Genomic DNA, 16,516 nt, shown 5'->3' with positions numbered 1-16,516 from the left:
TGCCCGCATATTTTATGAACGAGGACGATTGTTCATCCACATAACAGAAAGGAGGCAACTGCCATGAGTGCCATGAGATACGGCCGACCCCCGATGATGCCGTCCCCTTTCACCGGCACGCCGCCCGCCCCGTTCGCCCGCATGCCCGCCGGCGTCCCCCGCCCTGGCAGCGGAGGCGGTCTGCTAGCCCGTTTGTTTTCGCGCGGACAGGCGCCGTTCGCCGCTCCGTCCCCGTGGGGATTGCCGCTGTTGCAAAATACGGCAGCCAATGCCACCACGGCGGCGAACACAAGCGGCGGATTCATCGGCATGTTAAATAACGTGCAAAAAATGCTCGGCATTGCGCAAAATGTTATGCCAATGGTGCAACAATATGGTCCGCTCATCCGTAATCTTCCCGCCATGATCCGCATTTTCCGCGAGCTGAAGCCGGCCGATGAAGAAGAGGGGGAAACAAAGCCGGCAAAAAGCGCACCAGCAAAAGAAGCGAAGCAAAAACCGGCCGCGCAGGCAGTCAAAAAGCGCACCGTTCCGCAGGCCAAGCGCGAGGAGCCGCGGGAAAAACAGACGCCGGCCGCGCCGAGACCATCGACTCCGAAACTGTATATCTAGCCTCTCTCCCGCCCTGGCCATGTTTGCCGTTTGGGGCGGATATTCTTTGTCTTCTCCTCTTCTCTCCGATATAATGGAAAGTGAAAACCGCCGCACGGTCGGCGGCAGGGAGGGAAAACGATGGAAGTGATTAAAATTACCCCGCGTGGGTATTGCTATGGGGTTGTTGATGCGATGGTCATCGCCCGCAATGCGGCGTTAGACCCGTCATTGCCGCGGCCGATTTACATCCTCGGCATGATCGTCCATAATAAGCACGTCACAGACGCATTTGCTGAAGAGGGCATCATTACGCTTGACGGGGAAAATCGGCTTGAAATTTTGGAAAAAATCGACCGGGGTACCGTGATTTTCACCGCCCATGGCGTGTCGCCGGAGGTGAAAAAACGGGCGCTCGAAAAAGGGTTGGTGACAATCGATGCGACATGTCCGGACGTGACGAAAACGCACCGGCTCATCGAACAAAAACTCGCTGATGGCTACGATATTATCTATATCGGCAAAAAAGGGCATCCGGAACCGGAAGGAGCAGTTGGCATCAATCCCGAGCGCATTCATCTCGTCGAAACGCCCGATGATGTCGAGCGGCTTTCTCTCAAAAACGAGCGTCTCATGGTCACCAACCAAACGACGATGAGCCAATGGGATGTCGCTGATATTATGGCGAAAGTGAAGGAAAAATACCCGCACGTGGAAATGCATAAAGAAATTTGTCTCGCGACCCAGCTTCGCCAAGAAGCGGTTGCCGAACAAGCGAAGCAAGCCGACGTGACGATCGTTGTTGGCGACCCGCGCAGCAACAATTCGAACCGTCTTGCCCAAGTGTCCGAAGAGATTGCCGGCACGAAAGCATACCGCATCGCCGATGTAACGGAAATTGATATCAATTGGATTAAAAAGGCGAAAAAGGTGGCGGTCACCGCCGGCGCTTCCACCCCGACACCGATCACGAAAGAAGTGATCGACTTTCTGGAGCAATTCGATCCGAACGACCCGGCAACATGGCAACAAGAACGGAAAGTGCCGCTGCAAAAAATCTTGCCGAAGGTGAAAACAAAGAAAGAAGAGTGACAATCTCGTTCATAAACGGAGGCTATCCTGGACAAACGGTTGACCCGCTTGCAGGACAGCCTTTTTCGTTTGTCGCTTAGATGAACTGAAACGGATCGGTATGGACGCTGGAGGCGATTACGTCTGTTTCCCACTGCCGCTTCGCGAGCTCGGCGGTTAGATAGCGGGCAACGCCTTGTTTCATGACTTTTTCAACGTTATGGCCTGGGTCGACGAGATGGAGACCGAGCGCCTGAGCATCGTGGGCGGTATGATAATACACATCCCCGGTCACATACACGTCGGCACCGGCCGATGCGGCGGCAGCAACAAACTTGTTTCCGTCCCCACCAAGCACCGCCACCGTCTGCACAAGATCATCCAACCGGCCGACAACGCGGACCGCTGGGATAGAAAATGCCGTTTTCACTTGTTCGGCAAAGGCACGCAGCGTCACCGGCTGCGGCAGCCGGCCGATGCGCCCGAGCCCGAAGCGGCGCCCTTCATTGTCAAGCGGATAGATGTCATACGCTACTTCCTCATACGGATGAGCGGCGAGCATCGCCTCCATTACTTGACTTTCCAACGAAGCAGGAACGATCGTCTCGATGCGCACTTCCTCCACTTCTTCAAGCCGCCCTTGCTCACCGATAAACGGCTCGGCCCCTTCTTCCGGCAAAAACGTTCCGATGCCGCGGCTGTTGAACGTACAATGACTGTAACGGCCAATATGGCCGGCGCCGGCATCCCCTACGGCCGTCCGCACCGCCTCAGCGTGGCTCACCGGAACATAGACGACAAGCTTTTTCAACGCTTCCGTATAGGTTGGCACAAGCACGTCCGTTTCATTCAGACCGAGCGCTTCGGCGAGCCAGTCGTTCAATCCGCCAAAAGCGACATCCAAGTTCGTATGAGCAGCATACACGGCAATGTCATGCTTGACGCATGCCGCGATCATCCGTCCGTGCCCGTCATCGGTCAATAGCTGCTGCAGCGGACGATATAGCGGCGGATGGTGAGCGATAATTAAATCGACCTGTTGATCGACAGCTTCGGCGACAACGTCTTCAAGCACGTCAAGGGCGACCATGACTTTTTTGACCGGCTTGTTCAACGTCCCGATTTGCAGGCCGATCCGGTCTCCCTCCATGGCTAACGGTTTCGGAGCGAGCTGTTCGACAAGCTGAATAACCTCGTAGCCGTACGGAATGCGGCTCATAGCAACGCCTCCTCTACCAATTGGACTTTTTTCTCCAGTTCGCGCTTTTTCTCCCGCGCCGCTTCACTTTCTCCCTTTTCCGCTAAATCAGCGATAATCCGCTTCCAATGCCGGAGTTCACGCTGCCATTTTTCACGGAACACCTCACTGTTTTCTTGGCGCAAAAACGGGCCTAAAAGCAGTTCCGCCTCCAAATGGCGATACGGTCGTCGGGCGTCGCCGCGCTCGGCGACAAGCACTTCGTAAATTTGCCCGTCCTCTTTCAAAATGCGCTCAGCCGTCAGCTCCCACCCGTGGTCAAGAAGCCAGCGGCGGACAAGCTCGGCCCCGATGTTCGGCTGCAAAATGAGCCGTTTTACGCCGGTCAGCTTTTCTTCCCCCTCGTCTAAAATACGGGCAATAAGAGCACCGCCCATGCCGGCGATCGTGATGCAATCCACTTCCCCGTGGTCGATGACGGCCAGCCCGTCCCCCTTGCGCACGGAAATGAGATGGGAAAGCCCGGACTTTTCCACTTGCTGCCGTGCTGAGCGGAGCGGTCCATCCGCCACTTCGCCGGCAATGGCTTTGGACGCATAGCCGCGCAAGCAGGCATAACAAGGCAAATAGGCGTGATCCGAACCGATATCAGCGAGCACCGCCCCTTTCGGGATGAAGGAAGCGACCGTTTCGAGCCGTTTTGATAGGTGAAATTCGTTCATGATTCCTTAATAACGAAACCAACCTTCCCTAAGCTGCCATACGAAGGCGGCCCGCATTCCCCTCCTTTCTTTTTCCAATTTCATGCCCCTTTATTGTACTACTCGAACGTTCTCCTATGTATGCTCACACGAAAAAGCAAGGAGCTGCCCGGTTCGAAATGATAAAACATCCCTTCGCCAAAGGCAAAGGGACGCCAATCATCATTATTTTAAGCCGGCCAGCCATTTCGTCATCGCATCGAGGTTGTCAGCCGGCACCAACCCGCCCGGCATGCCGCCGCGGCCGTTTTGGAGAACGTCTTTAATTTGGTCGGCCGACAGCCGTTCGCCAACTCCTTTTAACGCCGGACCGACGCCGCCTTCATAGCTTTGGCCGTGGCAGCTGGCACACGTTTGTTGATAAAACTGCTCCGGATTGAATTCCACGGCTTGTTCCGTTTTTTCGCCGCCTTTTTTCTCTTCAGCCATCTCTTTCGCATCGCCTAGCCCTTTGAACGACAAGACGAACGTTAGTACAACCCCGAACGCCATGATGATGAAAAACGGGATGAGCGGATTGCGGTTCATCTTTTTTACCTCCCTTATGTATGATCAAGAACACTGCAAACACTTTTATTTTACTGTAAATAATGGACAAGGAAAAGCCCTAAGTTTCCAAAACGGAAACAACCGGCTTCATTGCCACCAAACGATCACCGCTGTAAGCACTCCCCCGACAGCGGCAGCGAGAGAAAAATAATGGAGACGAAACAGGCGGCCGACAGCAAGCCAAGCGGCACAGTTGGCCAGCACCGCAACCGTAAGCGCACCGCTCTGGCCGGGAAAATAATAGCTGCTGCCGGCGACTGTCCCCATCAATAACAGCCATGCACTGCCGATCAGCGGAAAATGAAGGAGCTGCCGTTCTTTCCGCCATCGCCAAACGAGCAACAGGCAAACAGACAAAAAAAGGGACAAAAGGAGCGTTTGCAAAACGAATGACAATTCAGTAAAATAAATGGCAAGAGCGGCGGCTGGCAACAATAAACAAAGACCGGCAGCAAGCGAACCGGGCCGCTGGCGGCTGCGTGGGCGACCATCGCCTTCCGTATAGAGGGCAAGCAAGTAATCGCAATATTGTTCTGGCAGAAGTCGTGAACGCTTCCAATATTCAATTTCTCGGATAATCGTTTCCCGTCGTCGCCGATTCATTCGTCAATCACCTTTCATCCATGAAAGAAAAGAGAAAAAAATAGTTTACTTCCGAGGAAGTAAACTACCAAAAGACGGTCATTCCAAAAAGTCTTTCAACCGTTTGCTGCGGCTTGGATGGCGCAGTTTGCGCAGCGCCTTGGCTTCGATTTGGCGAATTCGTTCGCGCGTCACGCCAAATACTTTCCCGACTTCTTCCAATGTCCGCGTCCGGCCGTCATCGAGCCCGAAGCGAAGGCGGAGCACGTTTTCCTCGCGATCCGTCAGCGTATCAAGCACATCTTCGAGCTGCTCTTTCAACAGCTCGTAAGCGGCGTGTTCCGACGGCGACGTCGCCTCTTGGTCTTCGATGAAATCGCCAAGATGCGAGTCGTCTTCCTCGCCGATCGGCGTCTCAAGCGACACTGGTTCTTGAGCGATTTTCAAAATTTCCCGCACTTTCTCCGGGGTCAAATCCATTTCTTCGGCGATTTCTTCCGGTGTTGGTTCGCGCCCGAGGTCTTGGAGCAGCTGCCGCTGGACGCGGATCAATTTATTGATCGTCTCGACCATATGAACCGGGATGCGGATCGTCCGCGCCTGATCGGCGATCGCCCGCGTAATAGCTTGGCGAATCCACCATGTCGCGTACGTGCTGAATTTGTAGCCCTTGCGGTAGTCAAATTTTTCAACCGCCTTGATCAAGCCCATGTTTCCTTCCTGAATGAGATCGAGGAAGAGCATGCCACGGCCGACATACCGTTTGGCGATGCTGACAACAAGGCGGAGGTTCGCTTCTGTCAGCCGGCGTTTCGCTTCTTCGTCGCCCTGCTCAATCCGTTTGGCCAGCTCGATTTCTTCTTCCGCCGATAAAAGCGGAACGCGGCCAATTTCTTTTAAGTACATGCGCACCGGGTCATTAATCTTCACGCCAGGGGGGACGGACAAATCGTTTAAGTCGAACTCTTCCTCTTTCACCAGCTCATCGATATCCGGATCGGTCTCGATGTCGGATTCGCTGATCACTTCAATGCCTTGGTCAGCGAGGTATTCGTAATATTCATCCATCTGATCGGAGTCCAAGTCAAAGCCGGAGAGCCGCTCGGCGATTTCCTCGTACGTGAGGATGCCGCGTTTTTTGCCGAGCTCGGCGAGCTGCTCTTTCACTTGCTCAAGCGTATCGCCAGCAGCTTCCACCTGCTTTGATTGGGCTGGTTTTTCAGCCATTTCATTACCTCCTTTAAAAACTCATACCACCATGTTATGAAGAAGATAACATTTTTTTCATTTCAATCATTTCTTTGGCGATGCGAGCGGCAGCCAAAAAGTCTTTTCTTCGCTCCGCTTCGGTTTTTTCTTGCTCTTTTTCCTTTAGCATTAACCATTTCGGGTGATTCAACACATGCTTCATATAATCGGCGAGCTCTTGTTCGGAAACATCATCGCTCACCAACAAAAGCGACAGCTCACTCGCCAGCGGCTGCAGTTCGCCGGGAAGCCGGAACATGAGTGCACCAAGGTCGGCTTCATGCCCTTCTTCATAAAAGGCATAAATATAAGCGGCTAATGCCCGATGCTCTTCGATGTTAAACCGTCCGCCGACCCGCTCTTGAACGATGAGCGCCATATCGCGGCTTCGCATCATATGGGCAAGCAGCAGCCGCTCCGCGTTTTGGAAAGCCGGCAGCAGCTTTTTCGCCAGCGTCGGCCGCGGCGCCTTTTCGCTGGCCGCCGCCTCCCGCTGCTTCGGCTTTTCGTGCTTGTAGCGGGACAGCTGCTCATTGAGAGCGGAAAGCGACAAAGAAAACTCATCTGCGAGTTGGCGTACGTAATAATCTTTTTCGACAGGACTCGGCAGTTTGCCGATCTCACGGAGCACTTCTTCAATATAACGAAGCCGGTCGCCTTCGCGCTGCAAATTTTTTCCCCGCCGCAAATAGGTCATTTTAAACGCCATGAGCGGTTGGGCGGCAGCGATTTCTCCGGCAAACCGTTCCTTGCCGTAAACGCGTATATATTCATCCGGGTCAAGGCCGTTCGGGATGGATGCCACCTTGACGTGGCATCCGAGCGCGCTCAGTTGTTCGGCGGCGCGCCAGGCAGCTTCCGTTCCGGCGTTGTCGCCGTCGTAGCAAATCGTGACCGTTTCGGCATGACGGCGCAAAATGCGCGCCTGCTCCTCGGTCAGCGACGTGCCCATCGTTGCCACCGCATAATCAATGCCGGCCTGGACGGCGGAAATCACATCGGCAAACCCTTCAAGCAGCAACGCTTCCTGCCGCTTGCGGATCGGCACCCGCGCCTCATGAAAGTGATATAAAAGCGTTCCTTTATGAAAAATCGGCGTTTCCGGGCTGTTAACGTATTTCGGCTGCCCCTCGCCAAGCAGGCGGCCGGAAAACCCAACCGTCTCACCGCGGTGATCATGAATTGGAAACATGATCCGATTGCGAAAGCGGTCGACATACCGTTCGTCTTCTTTTTTCGTTACTAAGCCCGCCTTTTCCATCACCGGAAGCGAAAAGGAATGGCTGTCGAGAAGCCGGACCGCTGCATCGGGCGCATCCGGCGCATAACCGATTTCAAACCGGTCAATCGTCTCCTTCGTCCATCCGCGCGCCTGCAAGTAATCAAGCGCCGCTTGTCCTTCTTTTGTATAGACAAGTAAATGGTGGTAAAAACGTTTCAGCAAGGTGTGCGCCTCAATCATCGCCTTGACCTCGCCGTTTTGGCCGTCATCATGCCCGCGAACATTCAACTGATAGGCGGACAGGTCGATACCTGCCTTAGCCGCAAGACGTTTCGCCGCTTCCACAAACGGAATGCCCTCCATATCCATTAAAAACGTAAAGGCATTCCCCCCTGCTCCGCAGCCGAAGCAGTGGAAAATTTGCTTCTCTGGGGAAACGGAAAACGATGGCGTTTTTTCCCCGTGAAATGGGCATAAGCCAAAATAGTTGCGGCCTTGCTTTTTCAGTTGAACATATTCACCGACCACATCAACGATATCGATGCTGCGGCGAATCGCTTCAATCGTTTCTTCGGGAATGCGATGTCCCATATGAATCCCCCCTGAACTTCCTAACGACTAAAGTCATGGGGTTCTTGTGTACTACAGAGCTTTTTCCATGTCTTCGCTCGACAGTGACCCGTATTCCCCAAGAGCTTTACAGGCAACCATCTATCCGATGCCTAACCCCCTGCAGGCTCGAGAACGCCTTTGATTGTTTCCCCATATTTTCATTCCAGCGGTTGAAACCGTGGGGCTTCATCATGCCTGTTCTTACTTATTCTCGGCGGCAAGCCCATTTTCCTGTTGGTTTCGACAAATTTTTTCAATATCTCTGTTTCGCCTTCCCCCTTGCCTCCAAATCAAAGGTTGAACGCCGTGCCTTCTGCTGCCTCCTCGCTTCGCTTCCTATGTAGGAGCCCATGGCGGCGGTCCCGTTCGAAGACGCACTCGGTATATTATATTTCAGCACCGGAAAGAAAATTTCACTTTTTTCTTGGCACTTTGTTGCAGTACACAAACCCGCTTTTGCGGCAAGGGATGGCTTTACACCCCCTATTATTCTACACCGTTCTAAAAAATCCTTCTTTTTTTCCGAACGGTCGACATTTTTTGTCGAAAAACTTTTTTTTGCAACTCTTGACAAGCAGCTATAAATAGTTTACTCGTCTCATGACCGCTCTAAACCTATATGGGGCATTTTTCTCACAATTTTTTATTATAATATAAGCTGTGACAATATGCCATAAAAAAACGCACCGTTCCCATTAGGAAACCGTGCGGACAACGCGCAAACCATAACGCAGCATTAACGCTTTAACTTTTTTATAATAATACTCGCCGTTTCTTCAACAGCTTTATTCGTGACGTCAATGACATCGCAGCCGATTTTTTTCACCACCCCGTCAAAATAGGCGAGTTCCTCTTTAATGCGATCCATGTTTGCATAAATGGCTTGATCGTTCAAGCCGAGCGATTTCAGGCGCTCGCGGCGGATCGACAGCAACTTGTCCGGGCTGATTTTCAAGCCGAAACATTTGCTTGGGCCGACTTGGAACAGCTGTTCGGGCGGTTCGACTTCCGGAACAATCGGCACGTTCGCTACCTTCAGCCGCTTATGTGCCAAATATTGCGACAGCGGCGTTTTCGATGTGCGCGACACGCCGATCAACACGATATCAGCGCGCAAAATGCCCCGCGGGTCGCGGCCATCATCGTACTTCACGGCGAATTCAATCGCTTCGATTTTTTTGAAATAGTCTTCGTCAAGCACGCGTACTTGACCCGGTTCATACCTTGGCTTCAGTTGGAACAAGTCGCTCATCTTTTCAATGAGCGGACCGATGATATCGTAAGCGACCACCCCTTCGCGCGCCGCCTCGGCGAGCAAAAATTCCCTCATCTCCGGGACAACGAGCGTAAAGGCGATAATGGCTTGGTTCATTTTCGCCAATGCGACCACTTCGGCTAACGTTGTTTTGTCCTCTACGTATGGGACGCGTTTTACTTGAACCGGCGAGGCGTAAAACTGGCTGGCTGCCGCTTTAACAACAAGCTCAGCCGTCTCCCCGCCCGAATCGGATACGACGTAAACGAGGCGCTGATTCATGTGTCTCCTCCTTTTTGGCTCATACATCATCTTTCGCTAACGAAACAAATGCTTTCGTCATATTCGTTTTCGTAATACGGCCGACCACTTCATAGCCTTTTTCCGTTTTGCGCACGACCGGCATGGCATCGATTTGCTTTTCGATCAGCTGCTCGGCCACGTCAATGAGCGGATCGTCCTTATAACAAACAGCGATGTTCGGCATTCTTGTCATAATAATATTGACCGGAATCGCCGTCAGTTCTTGTTTGCCGATGCTCGCGCGCAACAAATCTTTGCGCGACAAAACGCCGACAAGAAGCGACTCGTCATCGACGACAAACAGCGTGCCCACATCTTCCAGAAACATCGTAACGATCGCATCGTAGACGCTCATGTTTTCGTTGACGACGACCGGAATCGATTGATAATCTTCAACTTTCATCTTTTTAATTTTATCGGCCAACAGCTGCGTGCCCGTTTTTCCGGTATAAAAATAGCCGACGCGCGGCCGTGCCTCCAAATAGCCGGCCATCGTCAAAATGGCCAGATCGGGCCGAAGTGTCGCCCGCGTCAAGTTCAGCTTCTCGGCAATACTCTCTCCGGTGATCGGCCCATAGTCTTTCACAATTTGCAAAATTTGCTCCTGGCGTTTATTCAGTTCGATCGTCGCTCACCACCTTGCAAAAAGGTCCCATACGCTATTACTCTCGTTCATATTATACTACATGCCGCGTTTACAGGGAAAATCAGGTCTCATGTCGGCCGCTTGAATCAAGCTTGTCCCCCAACTTGGCGATTTGTTCTAAAAAACGCTTTGCCTTCAGCGATAGGCCGGCATATTCATCATAATAACTGGATAATACAGCCCTCAATTCCGCTTTTGTACCTTCTTTGACCGAAATGGATCCAAGCCGGGCGAGGTCAATGTGGTAAAACAGGCGCAACAGCCGGGCCGAGGCCGGCGAAAGCGGAATCTGGTGCGGATCGGCCGCCTCGCAGCGATGGCAAAGGAAGCCTGCTTCCTTAACCGAAAACGAGAAGCGCCCTTCCGTTGCCCCACAGCGGGCACAGCGGTCGAGCACAGGCGGGATACCGAGCACCGGAAGCATTTTCATTTCATAAATAAAGGTCATAATCTCTAAATCGCGACCTTCGCTCATATATTGTAATGTTTGCAGCAGTAGCTCGAACAAGTATGGATTGCGCTTTTGTTCCTCCGTACCTTTATCGGTGAGCTCAACAATATACGCCGCATACGCGGCAGCAAACAAATCCTCCCGCAGCGCCCGCATCGAGTCAATCAGCTCCCCTTGGTGAAGAAGGCCAACGCCGCGGCTGCGGCGGATCAAATAATGGCCGTAAGCGAGCGGCTGCGTAACAGCAGAAAGGCGGCTGCTTGGCTTTTTCGCTCCCCGTGCCATCACAGCCACCTTTCCCCATTCTCGTGTAAACAATGTGACAATTTTATTTGTCTCACCGTAATCGACCGTCCGCATGACGATCGCTTCGCACTTCTCAAACATCCCATCACCACCGCTTCAGCCAACAACGATACTAGGAGATCGGCTGGTCGATTTCTTCCTGTTCGGCGTTTTGTTCCTCACCGCCAAACCGTTGTTCCCGTTCCAGCTCTTTAAACAGCAGGTACGTATCAATATTGCCTGTTTGGCTAAACAACTTCCACGTAAACTCAAGCATGGAATGACACCTCTTTCCGCCTGCAGGCATTGCGTATTGGTGGTCTACCTATAGGTTGGCTCGGGCAAAAATGGTTTATGTCGCGTAAAATTTTCTAGCCGTCAATACTCGTCTTCGCGAAAACCAAAATCGCGCAGCTGCGCAAGACGGTTGCGCCAATCTTTTTGCACCTTTACCCACAGCTCCAAAAACACTCTTGACCCAAGCAGCGCCTCAATGTCAGCGCGCGCCCGCTGCCCGATTTCCTTCAGCATCCGGCCTTGTTTGCCGATGATAATCCCTTTTTGCGAATCGCGCTCAACAACGATAACAGCGCCGACGTATACCGTGCCTGTCTCCTCGCGCCGCTCGATGCGTTCGACAACGACAGCAATCGAATGCGGAACCTCCTCACGCGTTAAGTGAAGCGCTTTCTCGCGAATGAGCTCAGCGATGATAAACTGTTCCGGATGGTCGGTAATCTGATCCGGCGGATAATATTGCGGCCCTTCCGGCAACCGCTGTTTAATTTGCTCCAGCAGACGTTCGACATTGTTCCCTTCAAGCGCCGAAATTGGCACGATCTCGGCAAAAGGGTACAAGTCTTTGTACCGGTCAATGAGCGGCAGCAGTTCATCCGGGTGGACGCGGTCGATTTTATTGATGACCAAAAACACCGGAGTATGGACTTCGTTCAACCGCTCGATAATAAACGCCTCGCCGCGCCCGAACCCTTCCTCCGCATTGACCATAAACAAAACCAAATCGACTTCGCGCAGCGCATTGAGCGCCACTTTCATCATAAAGTCGCCGAGCTTATGCTTCGGTTTATGCACCCCGGGGGTGTCGATGAAAATGATTTGCGCGTCATCATCCGTATAAACACCTTGAATTTTATTGCGCGTCGTTTGCGGCTTGTCGCTCATAATGGCGATCTTTTGCCCGATAACGCGGTTTAAAAACGTCGATTTTCCTACGTTCGGTCTTCCGATAATGGCAACAAATCCCGATTTGTATCCTTCTTTATTCATGCATATCCTCCGCTGCAAAAGCTTCCGGCAGTAATTCGTCAACGGTCATGACTTTGACATCGCCGTTTAAGTTGGCCAAAATCACTTTCATATCGCCGGGGCAAAGTTCGGCGATCACTTGGCGGCATGCGCCGCACGGCGGCACCGGACGGGGGGTGTCTGCAATGACTGCGAGGGCGGCAAACTCCTTCTCCCCTTCCGAATACGCCTTAAACAGCGCGGTTCGTTCCGCACAATTGCACATGCTGTAGGCAGCGTTCTCAATGTTACAGCCGCGGTACACGCTGCCGTCTTTCGTTAACAGCGCGGCGCCAACTTTAAACTTTGAGTAAGGCACGTAGGCGAGTTCGCGCGCTTTTTTCGCTTCGGCAATGAGCTGCTCGATCTCCACGAATAACTCTTCCTTTCCTGAAAGCAAACGCTGCTTTCTTTTATTTTACAAAAAAACGCTACAAATTTCATCATCTGAAACGAAAATGTAACAGAAAAATTAGAATTTTCTTTCTCGTTCGTTTAGCGAAGATGCGGCCAAAACAGCAGCCCCCCGATGATGACAGCCAGTCCGGCGGCCACGAGCACAGCCGCAGCGGCGATATCTTTCGCCGCTTTCGCCAGCGGATGAAACTCCTCTGTCACTAGGTCGACGGTGCGCTCAACGGCCGTATTGACGAGCTCAAGCGTGATGACTGCGCCGGCTGTTAGCAGCAGCACGATCCACTCCCACCGCGACAATCCAACGATGCCGCCGACCGCAAAGGCAACAACGGCGGCCGCCAAGTGAAAGCGCAAATGCGCTTCCTCCTTCACCGCCGCCTTCATTCCCGCCCAAGCCCAAGCGAAACGATCCCGTTCCCGTACGCCGCGCATGGCTTATCTCGTCAACCCGAACTGCGTCAATATTTCCTCCTGCTTGGCAAACATGACCCGCTCCTCCTCTTCCGTCTCGTGGTCATAGCCAAGCAAGTGCAAAAAACCGTGCACGGCCAAAAATCCGAGCTCGCGCATGAATGAGTGCCCGTATTCTGCGGCCTGCTCTTTCGCCTTCGGAATGGAGATGACAATATCACCGAGCACCGGCGGCACATCGGCGCCAATGATGTCAACTTCGCCTTCCCCCTCCTCTTCAAGGGCGAACGACAGTACGTCCGTCGGGGCATCTTTGCCTCGGTAATCGCGGTTCATCACGCGAATGCGTTCGTTGTCAACGAACGAAACGCTTACTTCCGCCCCCTCCGGCACGTTCTCAACAGCCGCCGCTTCACAAATAAGCCGCTCGAGCGTCTCCATTTGCTCGGCTGTTACTTCGTTCGTCTCATCGATAAAGTCGATTTGAATCGTCATGCATGCTTCACCTTTTCCTTTCGTACTTCCGGATATTCGATGCGCGAATGAAAGACGCCGTTTAACGTCTCACAAAGCGAACGGGCAACCACTTCCAGCTCTTTCAACGTAATGTCGCACTCGTTCAGCTGGTTGTCTTGCAGACGGTCAGCGATAATCGCCCGGACGATTTTTTCAATTTTTTCTTGCGATGGATTGGCTAACGAGCGAACGGCCGCTTCGACGCTGTCGGCAATATTGATGACCGCCGCTTCTTTCGTCTGCGGCTTCGGACCGGGATAGCGAAACTCCGCCTCGGAAACAAATTCGGTTTGCTCGCGTGCCTTATGGTAAAAGTACTTGAGCAACGTCGTGCCATGATGTTGTTCGGCGATGTCGACAATCTCCTTCGGCAGCCGGTGTTTGCGAAGCAAGGCAACGCCGTCGGCGACATGGGCGATAATAATATTTTTGCTCAATTGCGGCGACAAATGGTCATGCGGATTGCCGCCCATTTGGTTTTCAATGAAATAACGCGGCCGTTTCGTCTTGCCAATGTCATGGTAATAACAGGCGACGCGCGCCAACAAGCCGTCGGCGCCAATCGCCTCGCACGCCGCCTCAGCCAAATTGGCGACCATGACGCTATGATGGTACGTGCCCGGCGCCTCGGTCAACAATTTCCGCAGCAGCGGGTGGTTCGGGTTGGACAACTCTATGAGCCGGAGCGGCGACAAAATGCCGAACGTCGTCTCCAACACCGGCAGCAGCCCGATCGTCAAAATGGCGGAAAAAATGCCCGAAGCCGCCGCCATGATGACAAAGAGAGTGAGCTCCATCAACGAATAGCGGCCATTTTTTAACAGCAACAGCGAAAGGAGCGAGACGATATTGACGGTAGCGACGAGCACGCCGGCCCGCCAAATTTTCGTCTTTGCCAGCTCCTTTGGCAGACAAAACGTTCCGGCCAAGCCGCCGGCAAGCAAATAGACGGCCAAGGACACGGACACCACACCGGTCGCTCCAATTTCCTCATTGAACAGCAGGCTGCCGCACACCGCCCCGATGACCGCTGTCATTATCGCCAGCCGTTCGCCGAGCAGCACGCGGACGAGCATTGGACCGAACGCCGCCGGAACGAGGTAGCCGACCGAAACAGCGCCGCCGGACGGCAGAAGACGGATCAGCACCATCACCGCCATCATAAATGTGAAAATAGCCGTATAAAGCGACAGCTTTTCATTTGTCGTTTCGGGACGGAAATAGTAAACGAGCGGCGAAAGCAAGAGCAGCACGAACAAAAACAATCCGGCCGCCGGCCATAGCGGGCGCCCACCGCTGAGCAGCCCGACAAGCTCAAGCCGATGATAAATGTCGCTCGTAATAAACTGCCCCTCTTCGACGATCACTTGTCCTTGCAAAATTTTCACCGGCTTCACTTCATCCATCGCCTGCCGCCGTTTTTCTTCAGTCGCCGTCCGGTCGTACACGACGTTCGGAATAATCGCCCGTCGGCACAGCTTGGCAACCGTTTCGCGAAGCGTCGGCGACAGCGCTGCGTATTCAAGCTCTTTCGCCGCCTTCGCGCGCGCCTCGTCAAGCTCAGCTTGGGAAATACGTTCGCTCATGGCCGCGTGCACGACTGTCAACGCAGCTTCTTTCGCCGTCTCGAGCTCATCGGGAGCAGCGTTTAGCAACCGCTGCCATTCTTCGGCAGACAAATGGGCGAGCCACTCCGGCGGCAGCCGCTCTTCAAGCTTAGCCGCCAAATCGCCGGGCGAGCGATCCGATCCCGCCTCATGCTGCACACTCTCGATGGCGGCAAACAGCGAGGAAAGAAGATCGACGCGGTTTTCGGCATATTCTTTTTTCAACGTGTAAACGTCCGCTACTTTGGCGGCTGCCTCTTCTTTCAGCCTCGCTGTCGCCTCCTTATCCTCCACCGTCACCGGCGAACGGATCGTTTCTTTGGCGACATCAAACAGGCGCAGCTCATATTGGCGCGGCTTCACTTGCCAGTACAGGACGGCAAACAACAGCACAACCAAAAACAAAAACAACCAAAAGCGGACGAAGCGGACATCTTTTGTCCGCTCAAGAAAAAAACGAAGCCTTCCCACCGGTTTTCCCCTCGCTTTTCAAGAAAAGACCATGCGCTCCGGATCTTTTTTCTATAAGCCGGCCTCATCGTAGGCGTCAATAATTTTCGCCACAAGCGGATGGCGGACAACGTCAGACTGCTCTAAAAATACGAAGGCGATGCCGCTAATGGACGCCAAAATGCGTTTGGCGGCCGCAAGCCCCGATTCAACCCCTTTCGGCAAATCGACTTGCGAAATGTCGCCCGTAATGACCATTTTCGATCCGAAACCGAGCCGGGTTAAAAACATCTTCATTTGCGCCGGCGTCGTATTTTGCGCTTCATCAAGAATGACAAAAGCATCCTCGAGCGTCCGGCCTCGCATGTAGGCGAGCGGGGCGATTTCAATCGTGCCGCGCTCAATGAGCCGCTGCACATACTCTGCCCCGAGCACGTCGTTTAACGCGTCGTACAGCGGGCGCAAATACGGGTCGACTTTCTCTTTCAAGTCGCCGGGCAAAAAACCGAGGCTCTCCCCCGCCTCGACAGCCGGACGGGTTAAAATGATGCGTTTGACGCTGCCATTTTTCAGCGCCTTTACCGCCATGACGACAGCCAAGTATGTTTTCCCGGTGCCGGCCGGCCCGATGCCGAACGTCAAGTCGTGCTGTTCAATCGCCGCAACATAATAGCGCTGGCCTAACGTTTTGACGCGAATCGGCTTTCCTTTGGCGTTTTTCGTAATCTCCTCGTCATACAGCTGAACAAGGCCGTCAAGCGCCCCTTTTTTCGCCAGCTGAATGGCGTAAATGATGTCGCGCTCACTGACCGCCACCCCTTTGCGGATGACGATCAACAAATGGCGCAACAGCTCGTCAACAAGCTGGACTTGCTGCGGCGTACCGGAGACGTTGACCGTCTCCCCGCGCGTCACAATTGATACGCCGAGCTCCTCTTCGATTCGCTTTAAATGGGCGTCATGGACACCAAAGAGCGCCGCCGCTTCCTGCTGATTGCGCACATGTTGGCTGATCGTAACAAACTGCTCCGACATT

Annotated in this window: 18 protein-coding genes; 2 read left to right on the top strand and 16 right to left on the bottom strand. The window is 53.3% G+C overall.

All coding sequences use genetic code 11. From position 1 onward, the window contains the following. Positions 1 to 72 precede the first annotated feature (72 nt). Complete coding sequence (vrrA, locus tag ACTVDO_RS01255; RefSeq protein WP_041267967.1) at positions 73 to 612, top strand: VrrA/YqfQ family protein; 540 nt, start codon at positions 73 to 75, stop codon at positions 610 to 612. Positions 613 to 732: 120 nt separating this feature from the next. After that, positions 733 to 1,683, top strand: coding sequence for a 4-hydroxy-3-methylbut-2-enyl diphosphate reductase (locus tag ACTVDO_RS01250; RefSeq protein ID WP_020960607.1), 951 nt, complete (start codon positions 733 to 735; stop codon positions 1,681 to 1,683). Between the two features lie 76 nt (positions 1,684 to 1,759). Here ACTVDO_RS01250 and ACTVDO_RS01245 read toward each other — a convergent pair whose 3' ends face one another. From ACTVDO_RS01245 to ACTVDO_RS01170, 16 genes are all read right to left on the bottom strand, one after another. Next, positions 1,760 to 2,881 (bottom strand): Nif3-like dinuclear metal center hexameric protein, encoded by a 1,122-nt coding sequence (locus ACTVDO_RS01245; RefSeq protein WP_020960608.1) that lies wholly within the window; start codon positions 2,879 to 2,881, stop codon positions 1,760 to 1,762. Continuing rightward, positions 2,878 to 3,582, bottom strand: coding sequence for a tRNA (adenine(22)-N(1))-methyltransferase (locus ACTVDO_RS01240; RefSeq protein ID WP_020960609.1), 705 nt, complete (start codon positions 3,580 to 3,582; stop codon positions 2,878 to 2,880). The genes ACTVDO_RS01245 and ACTVDO_RS01240 overlap by 4 nt, the downstream gene beginning before the upstream one ends. 204 nt (positions 3,583 to 3,786) lie before the next feature. Beyond that, positions 3,787 to 4,149, bottom strand: a complete 363-nt coding sequence (cccA, locus tag ACTVDO_RS01235) for a cytochrome c550 (protein WP_442900899.1) — start codon at positions 4,147 to 4,149, stop codon at positions 3,787 to 3,789. A 108-nt stretch (positions 4,150 to 4,257) separates the two neighbouring features. Beyond that, a complete protein-coding gene (locus ACTVDO_RS01230) occupies positions 4,258 to 4,773 on the bottom strand; it encodes a hypothetical protein (protein ID WP_442900898.1) in 516 nt (171 codons plus the stop codon). Between the two features lie 78 nt (positions 4,774 to 4,851). After that, positions 4,852 to 5,979, bottom strand: a complete 1,128-nt coding sequence (rpoD, locus tag ACTVDO_RS01225; RefSeq protein ID WP_020960612.1) for an RNA polymerase sigma factor RpoD — start codon at positions 5,977 to 5,979, stop codon at positions 4,852 to 4,854. Positions 5,980 to 6,013: 34 nt separating this feature from the next. Beyond that, complete coding sequence (gene dnaG / locus ACTVDO_RS01220; protein WP_442900897.1) at positions 6,014 to 7,813, bottom strand: DNA primase; 1,800 nt, start codon at positions 7,811 to 7,813, stop codon at positions 6,014 to 6,016. A gap of 757 nt (positions 7,814 to 8,570) precedes the next feature. Then, positions 8,571 to 9,371 (bottom strand): pyruvate, water dikinase regulatory protein, encoded by an 801-nt coding sequence (locus tag ACTVDO_RS01215; protein WP_020960615.1) that lies wholly within the window; start codon positions 9,369 to 9,371, stop codon positions 8,571 to 8,573. Between the two features lie 19 nt (positions 9,372 to 9,390). After that, positions 9,391 to 10,017, bottom strand: coding sequence for a helix-turn-helix transcriptional regulator (locus ACTVDO_RS01210; RefSeq protein WP_256380480.1), 627 nt, complete (start codon positions 10,015 to 10,017; stop codon positions 9,391 to 9,393). A gap of 82 nt (positions 10,018 to 10,099) precedes the next feature. Next, positions 10,100 to 10,876, bottom strand: coding sequence for a DNA repair protein RecO (gene recO / locus ACTVDO_RS01205; protein ID WP_020960617.1), 777 nt, complete (start codon positions 10,874 to 10,876; stop codon positions 10,100 to 10,102). Between the two features lie 31 nt (positions 10,877 to 10,907). Next, positions 10,908 to 11,051 (bottom strand): YqzL family protein, encoded by a 144-nt coding sequence (locus ACTVDO_RS01200; protein WP_020960618.1) that lies wholly within the window; start codon positions 11,049 to 11,051, stop codon positions 10,908 to 10,910. 101 nt (positions 11,052 to 11,152) lie between these two features. Next, a complete protein-coding gene (era, locus tag ACTVDO_RS01195; RefSeq protein WP_020960619.1) occupies positions 11,153 to 12,061 on the bottom strand; it encodes a GTPase Era in 909 nt (302 codons plus the stop codon). Continuing rightward, a complete protein-coding gene (locus tag ACTVDO_RS01190; protein WP_020960620.1) occupies positions 12,054 to 12,452 on the bottom strand; it encodes a cytidine deaminase in 399 nt (132 codons plus the stop codon). Before ACTVDO_RS01190 ends, era begins: the two co-directional genes overlap by 8 nt. 122 nt (positions 12,453 to 12,574) lie before the next feature. Next, positions 12,575 to 12,928 (bottom strand): diacylglycerol kinase family protein, encoded by a 354-nt coding sequence (locus tag ACTVDO_RS01185; RefSeq protein WP_020960621.1) that lies wholly within the window; start codon positions 12,926 to 12,928, stop codon positions 12,575 to 12,577. Between the two features lie 3 nt (positions 12,929 to 12,931). Further along, a complete protein-coding gene (gene ybeY / locus ACTVDO_RS01180) occupies positions 12,932 to 13,402 on the bottom strand; it encodes an rRNA maturation RNase YbeY (RefSeq protein ID WP_020960622.1) in 471 nt (156 codons plus the stop codon). Beyond that, positions 13,399 to 15,501 carry an HD family phosphohydrolase gene (locus tag ACTVDO_RS01175; protein WP_442900895.1) on the bottom strand — a complete coding sequence of 701 codons (2,103 nt, stop codon included), beginning with the start codon at positions 15,499 to 15,501 and terminating at the stop codon, positions 13,399 to 13,401. Before ACTVDO_RS01175 ends, ybeY begins: the two co-directional genes overlap by 4 nt. A 51-nt stretch (positions 15,502 to 15,552) precedes the next feature. Beyond that, positions 15,553 to 16,515 (bottom strand): PhoH family protein, encoded by a 963-nt coding sequence (locus tag ACTVDO_RS01170; protein WP_442900894.1) that lies wholly within the window; start codon positions 16,513 to 16,515, stop codon positions 15,553 to 15,555. Between the last annotated feature and the right edge of the window lies 1 nt (position 16,516).

Source organism: Geobacillus sp. BK01 (assembly GCF_052220245.1).
Lineage (GTDB): Bacteria > Bacillota > Bacilli > Bacillales > Anoxybacillaceae > Geobacillus.
Note: the sequence above shows the minus strand (reverse complement) of the source record. Positions and strands in the feature narration are given on the sequence as shown.

Bases quoted from the DNA above. Each gene is read 5' to 3' on its own strand.
- ACTVDO_RS01230 (WP_442900898.1), bottom strand. From the start codon at position 4,773: ATGAATCGGCGACGACGGGAAACGATTATCCGAGAAATTGAATATTGG.
- dnaG (WP_442900897.1), bottom strand. From the start codon at position 7,813: ATGGGACATCGCATTCCCGAAGAAACGATTGAAGCGATTCGCCGCAGC.
- ACTVDO_RS01185 (WP_020960621.1), bottom strand. From the start codon at position 12,928: ATGCGCGGCGTACGGGAACGGGATCGTTTCGCTTGGGCTTGGGCGGGA.
- ybeY (WP_020960622.1), bottom strand. From the start codon at position 13,402: ATGACGATTCAAATCGACTTTATCGATGAGACGAACGAAGTAACAGCC.
- era (WP_020960619.1), bottom strand. From the start codon at position 12,061: ATGAATAAAGAAGGATACAAATCGGGATTTGTTGCCATTATCGGAAGA.
- ACTVDO_RS01170 (WP_442900894.1), bottom strand. From the start codon at position 16,515: ATGTCGGAGCAGTTTGTTACGATCAGCCAACATGTGCGCAATCAGCAG.
- ACTVDO_RS01200 (WP_020960618.1), bottom strand. From the start codon at position 11,051: ATGCTTGAGTTTACGTGGAAGTTGTTTAGCCAAACAGGCAATATTGAT.
- recO (WP_020960617.1), bottom strand. From the start codon at position 10,876: ATGTTTGAGAAGTGCGAAGCGATCGTCATGCGGACGGTCGATTACGGT.
- ACTVDO_RS01240 (WP_020960609.1), bottom strand. From the start codon at position 3,582: ATGAACGAATTTCACCTATCAAAACGGCTCGAAACGGTCGCTTCCTTC.
- ACTVDO_RS01215 (WP_020960615.1), bottom strand. From the start codon at position 9,371: ATGAATCAGCGCCTCGTTTACGTCGTATCCGATTCGGGCGGGGAGACG.
- ACTVDO_RS01245 (WP_020960608.1), bottom strand. From the start codon at position 2,881: ATGAGCCGCATTCCGTACGGCTACGAGGTTATTCAGCTTGTCGAACAG.
- cccA (WP_442900899.1), bottom strand. From the start codon at position 4,149: ATGAACCGCAATCCGCTCATCCCGTTTTTCATCATCATGGCGTTCGGG.
- vrrA (WP_041267967.1), top strand. From the start codon at position 73: ATGAGATACGGCCGACCCCCGATGATGCCGTCCCCTTTCACCGGCACG.
- ACTVDO_RS01250 (WP_020960607.1), top strand. From the start codon at position 733: ATGGAAGTGATTAAAATTACCCCGCGTGGGTATTGCTATGGGGTTGTT.
- rpoD (WP_020960612.1), bottom strand. From the start codon at position 5,979: ATGGCTGAAAAACCAGCCCAATCAAAGCAGGTGGAAGCTGCTGGCGAT.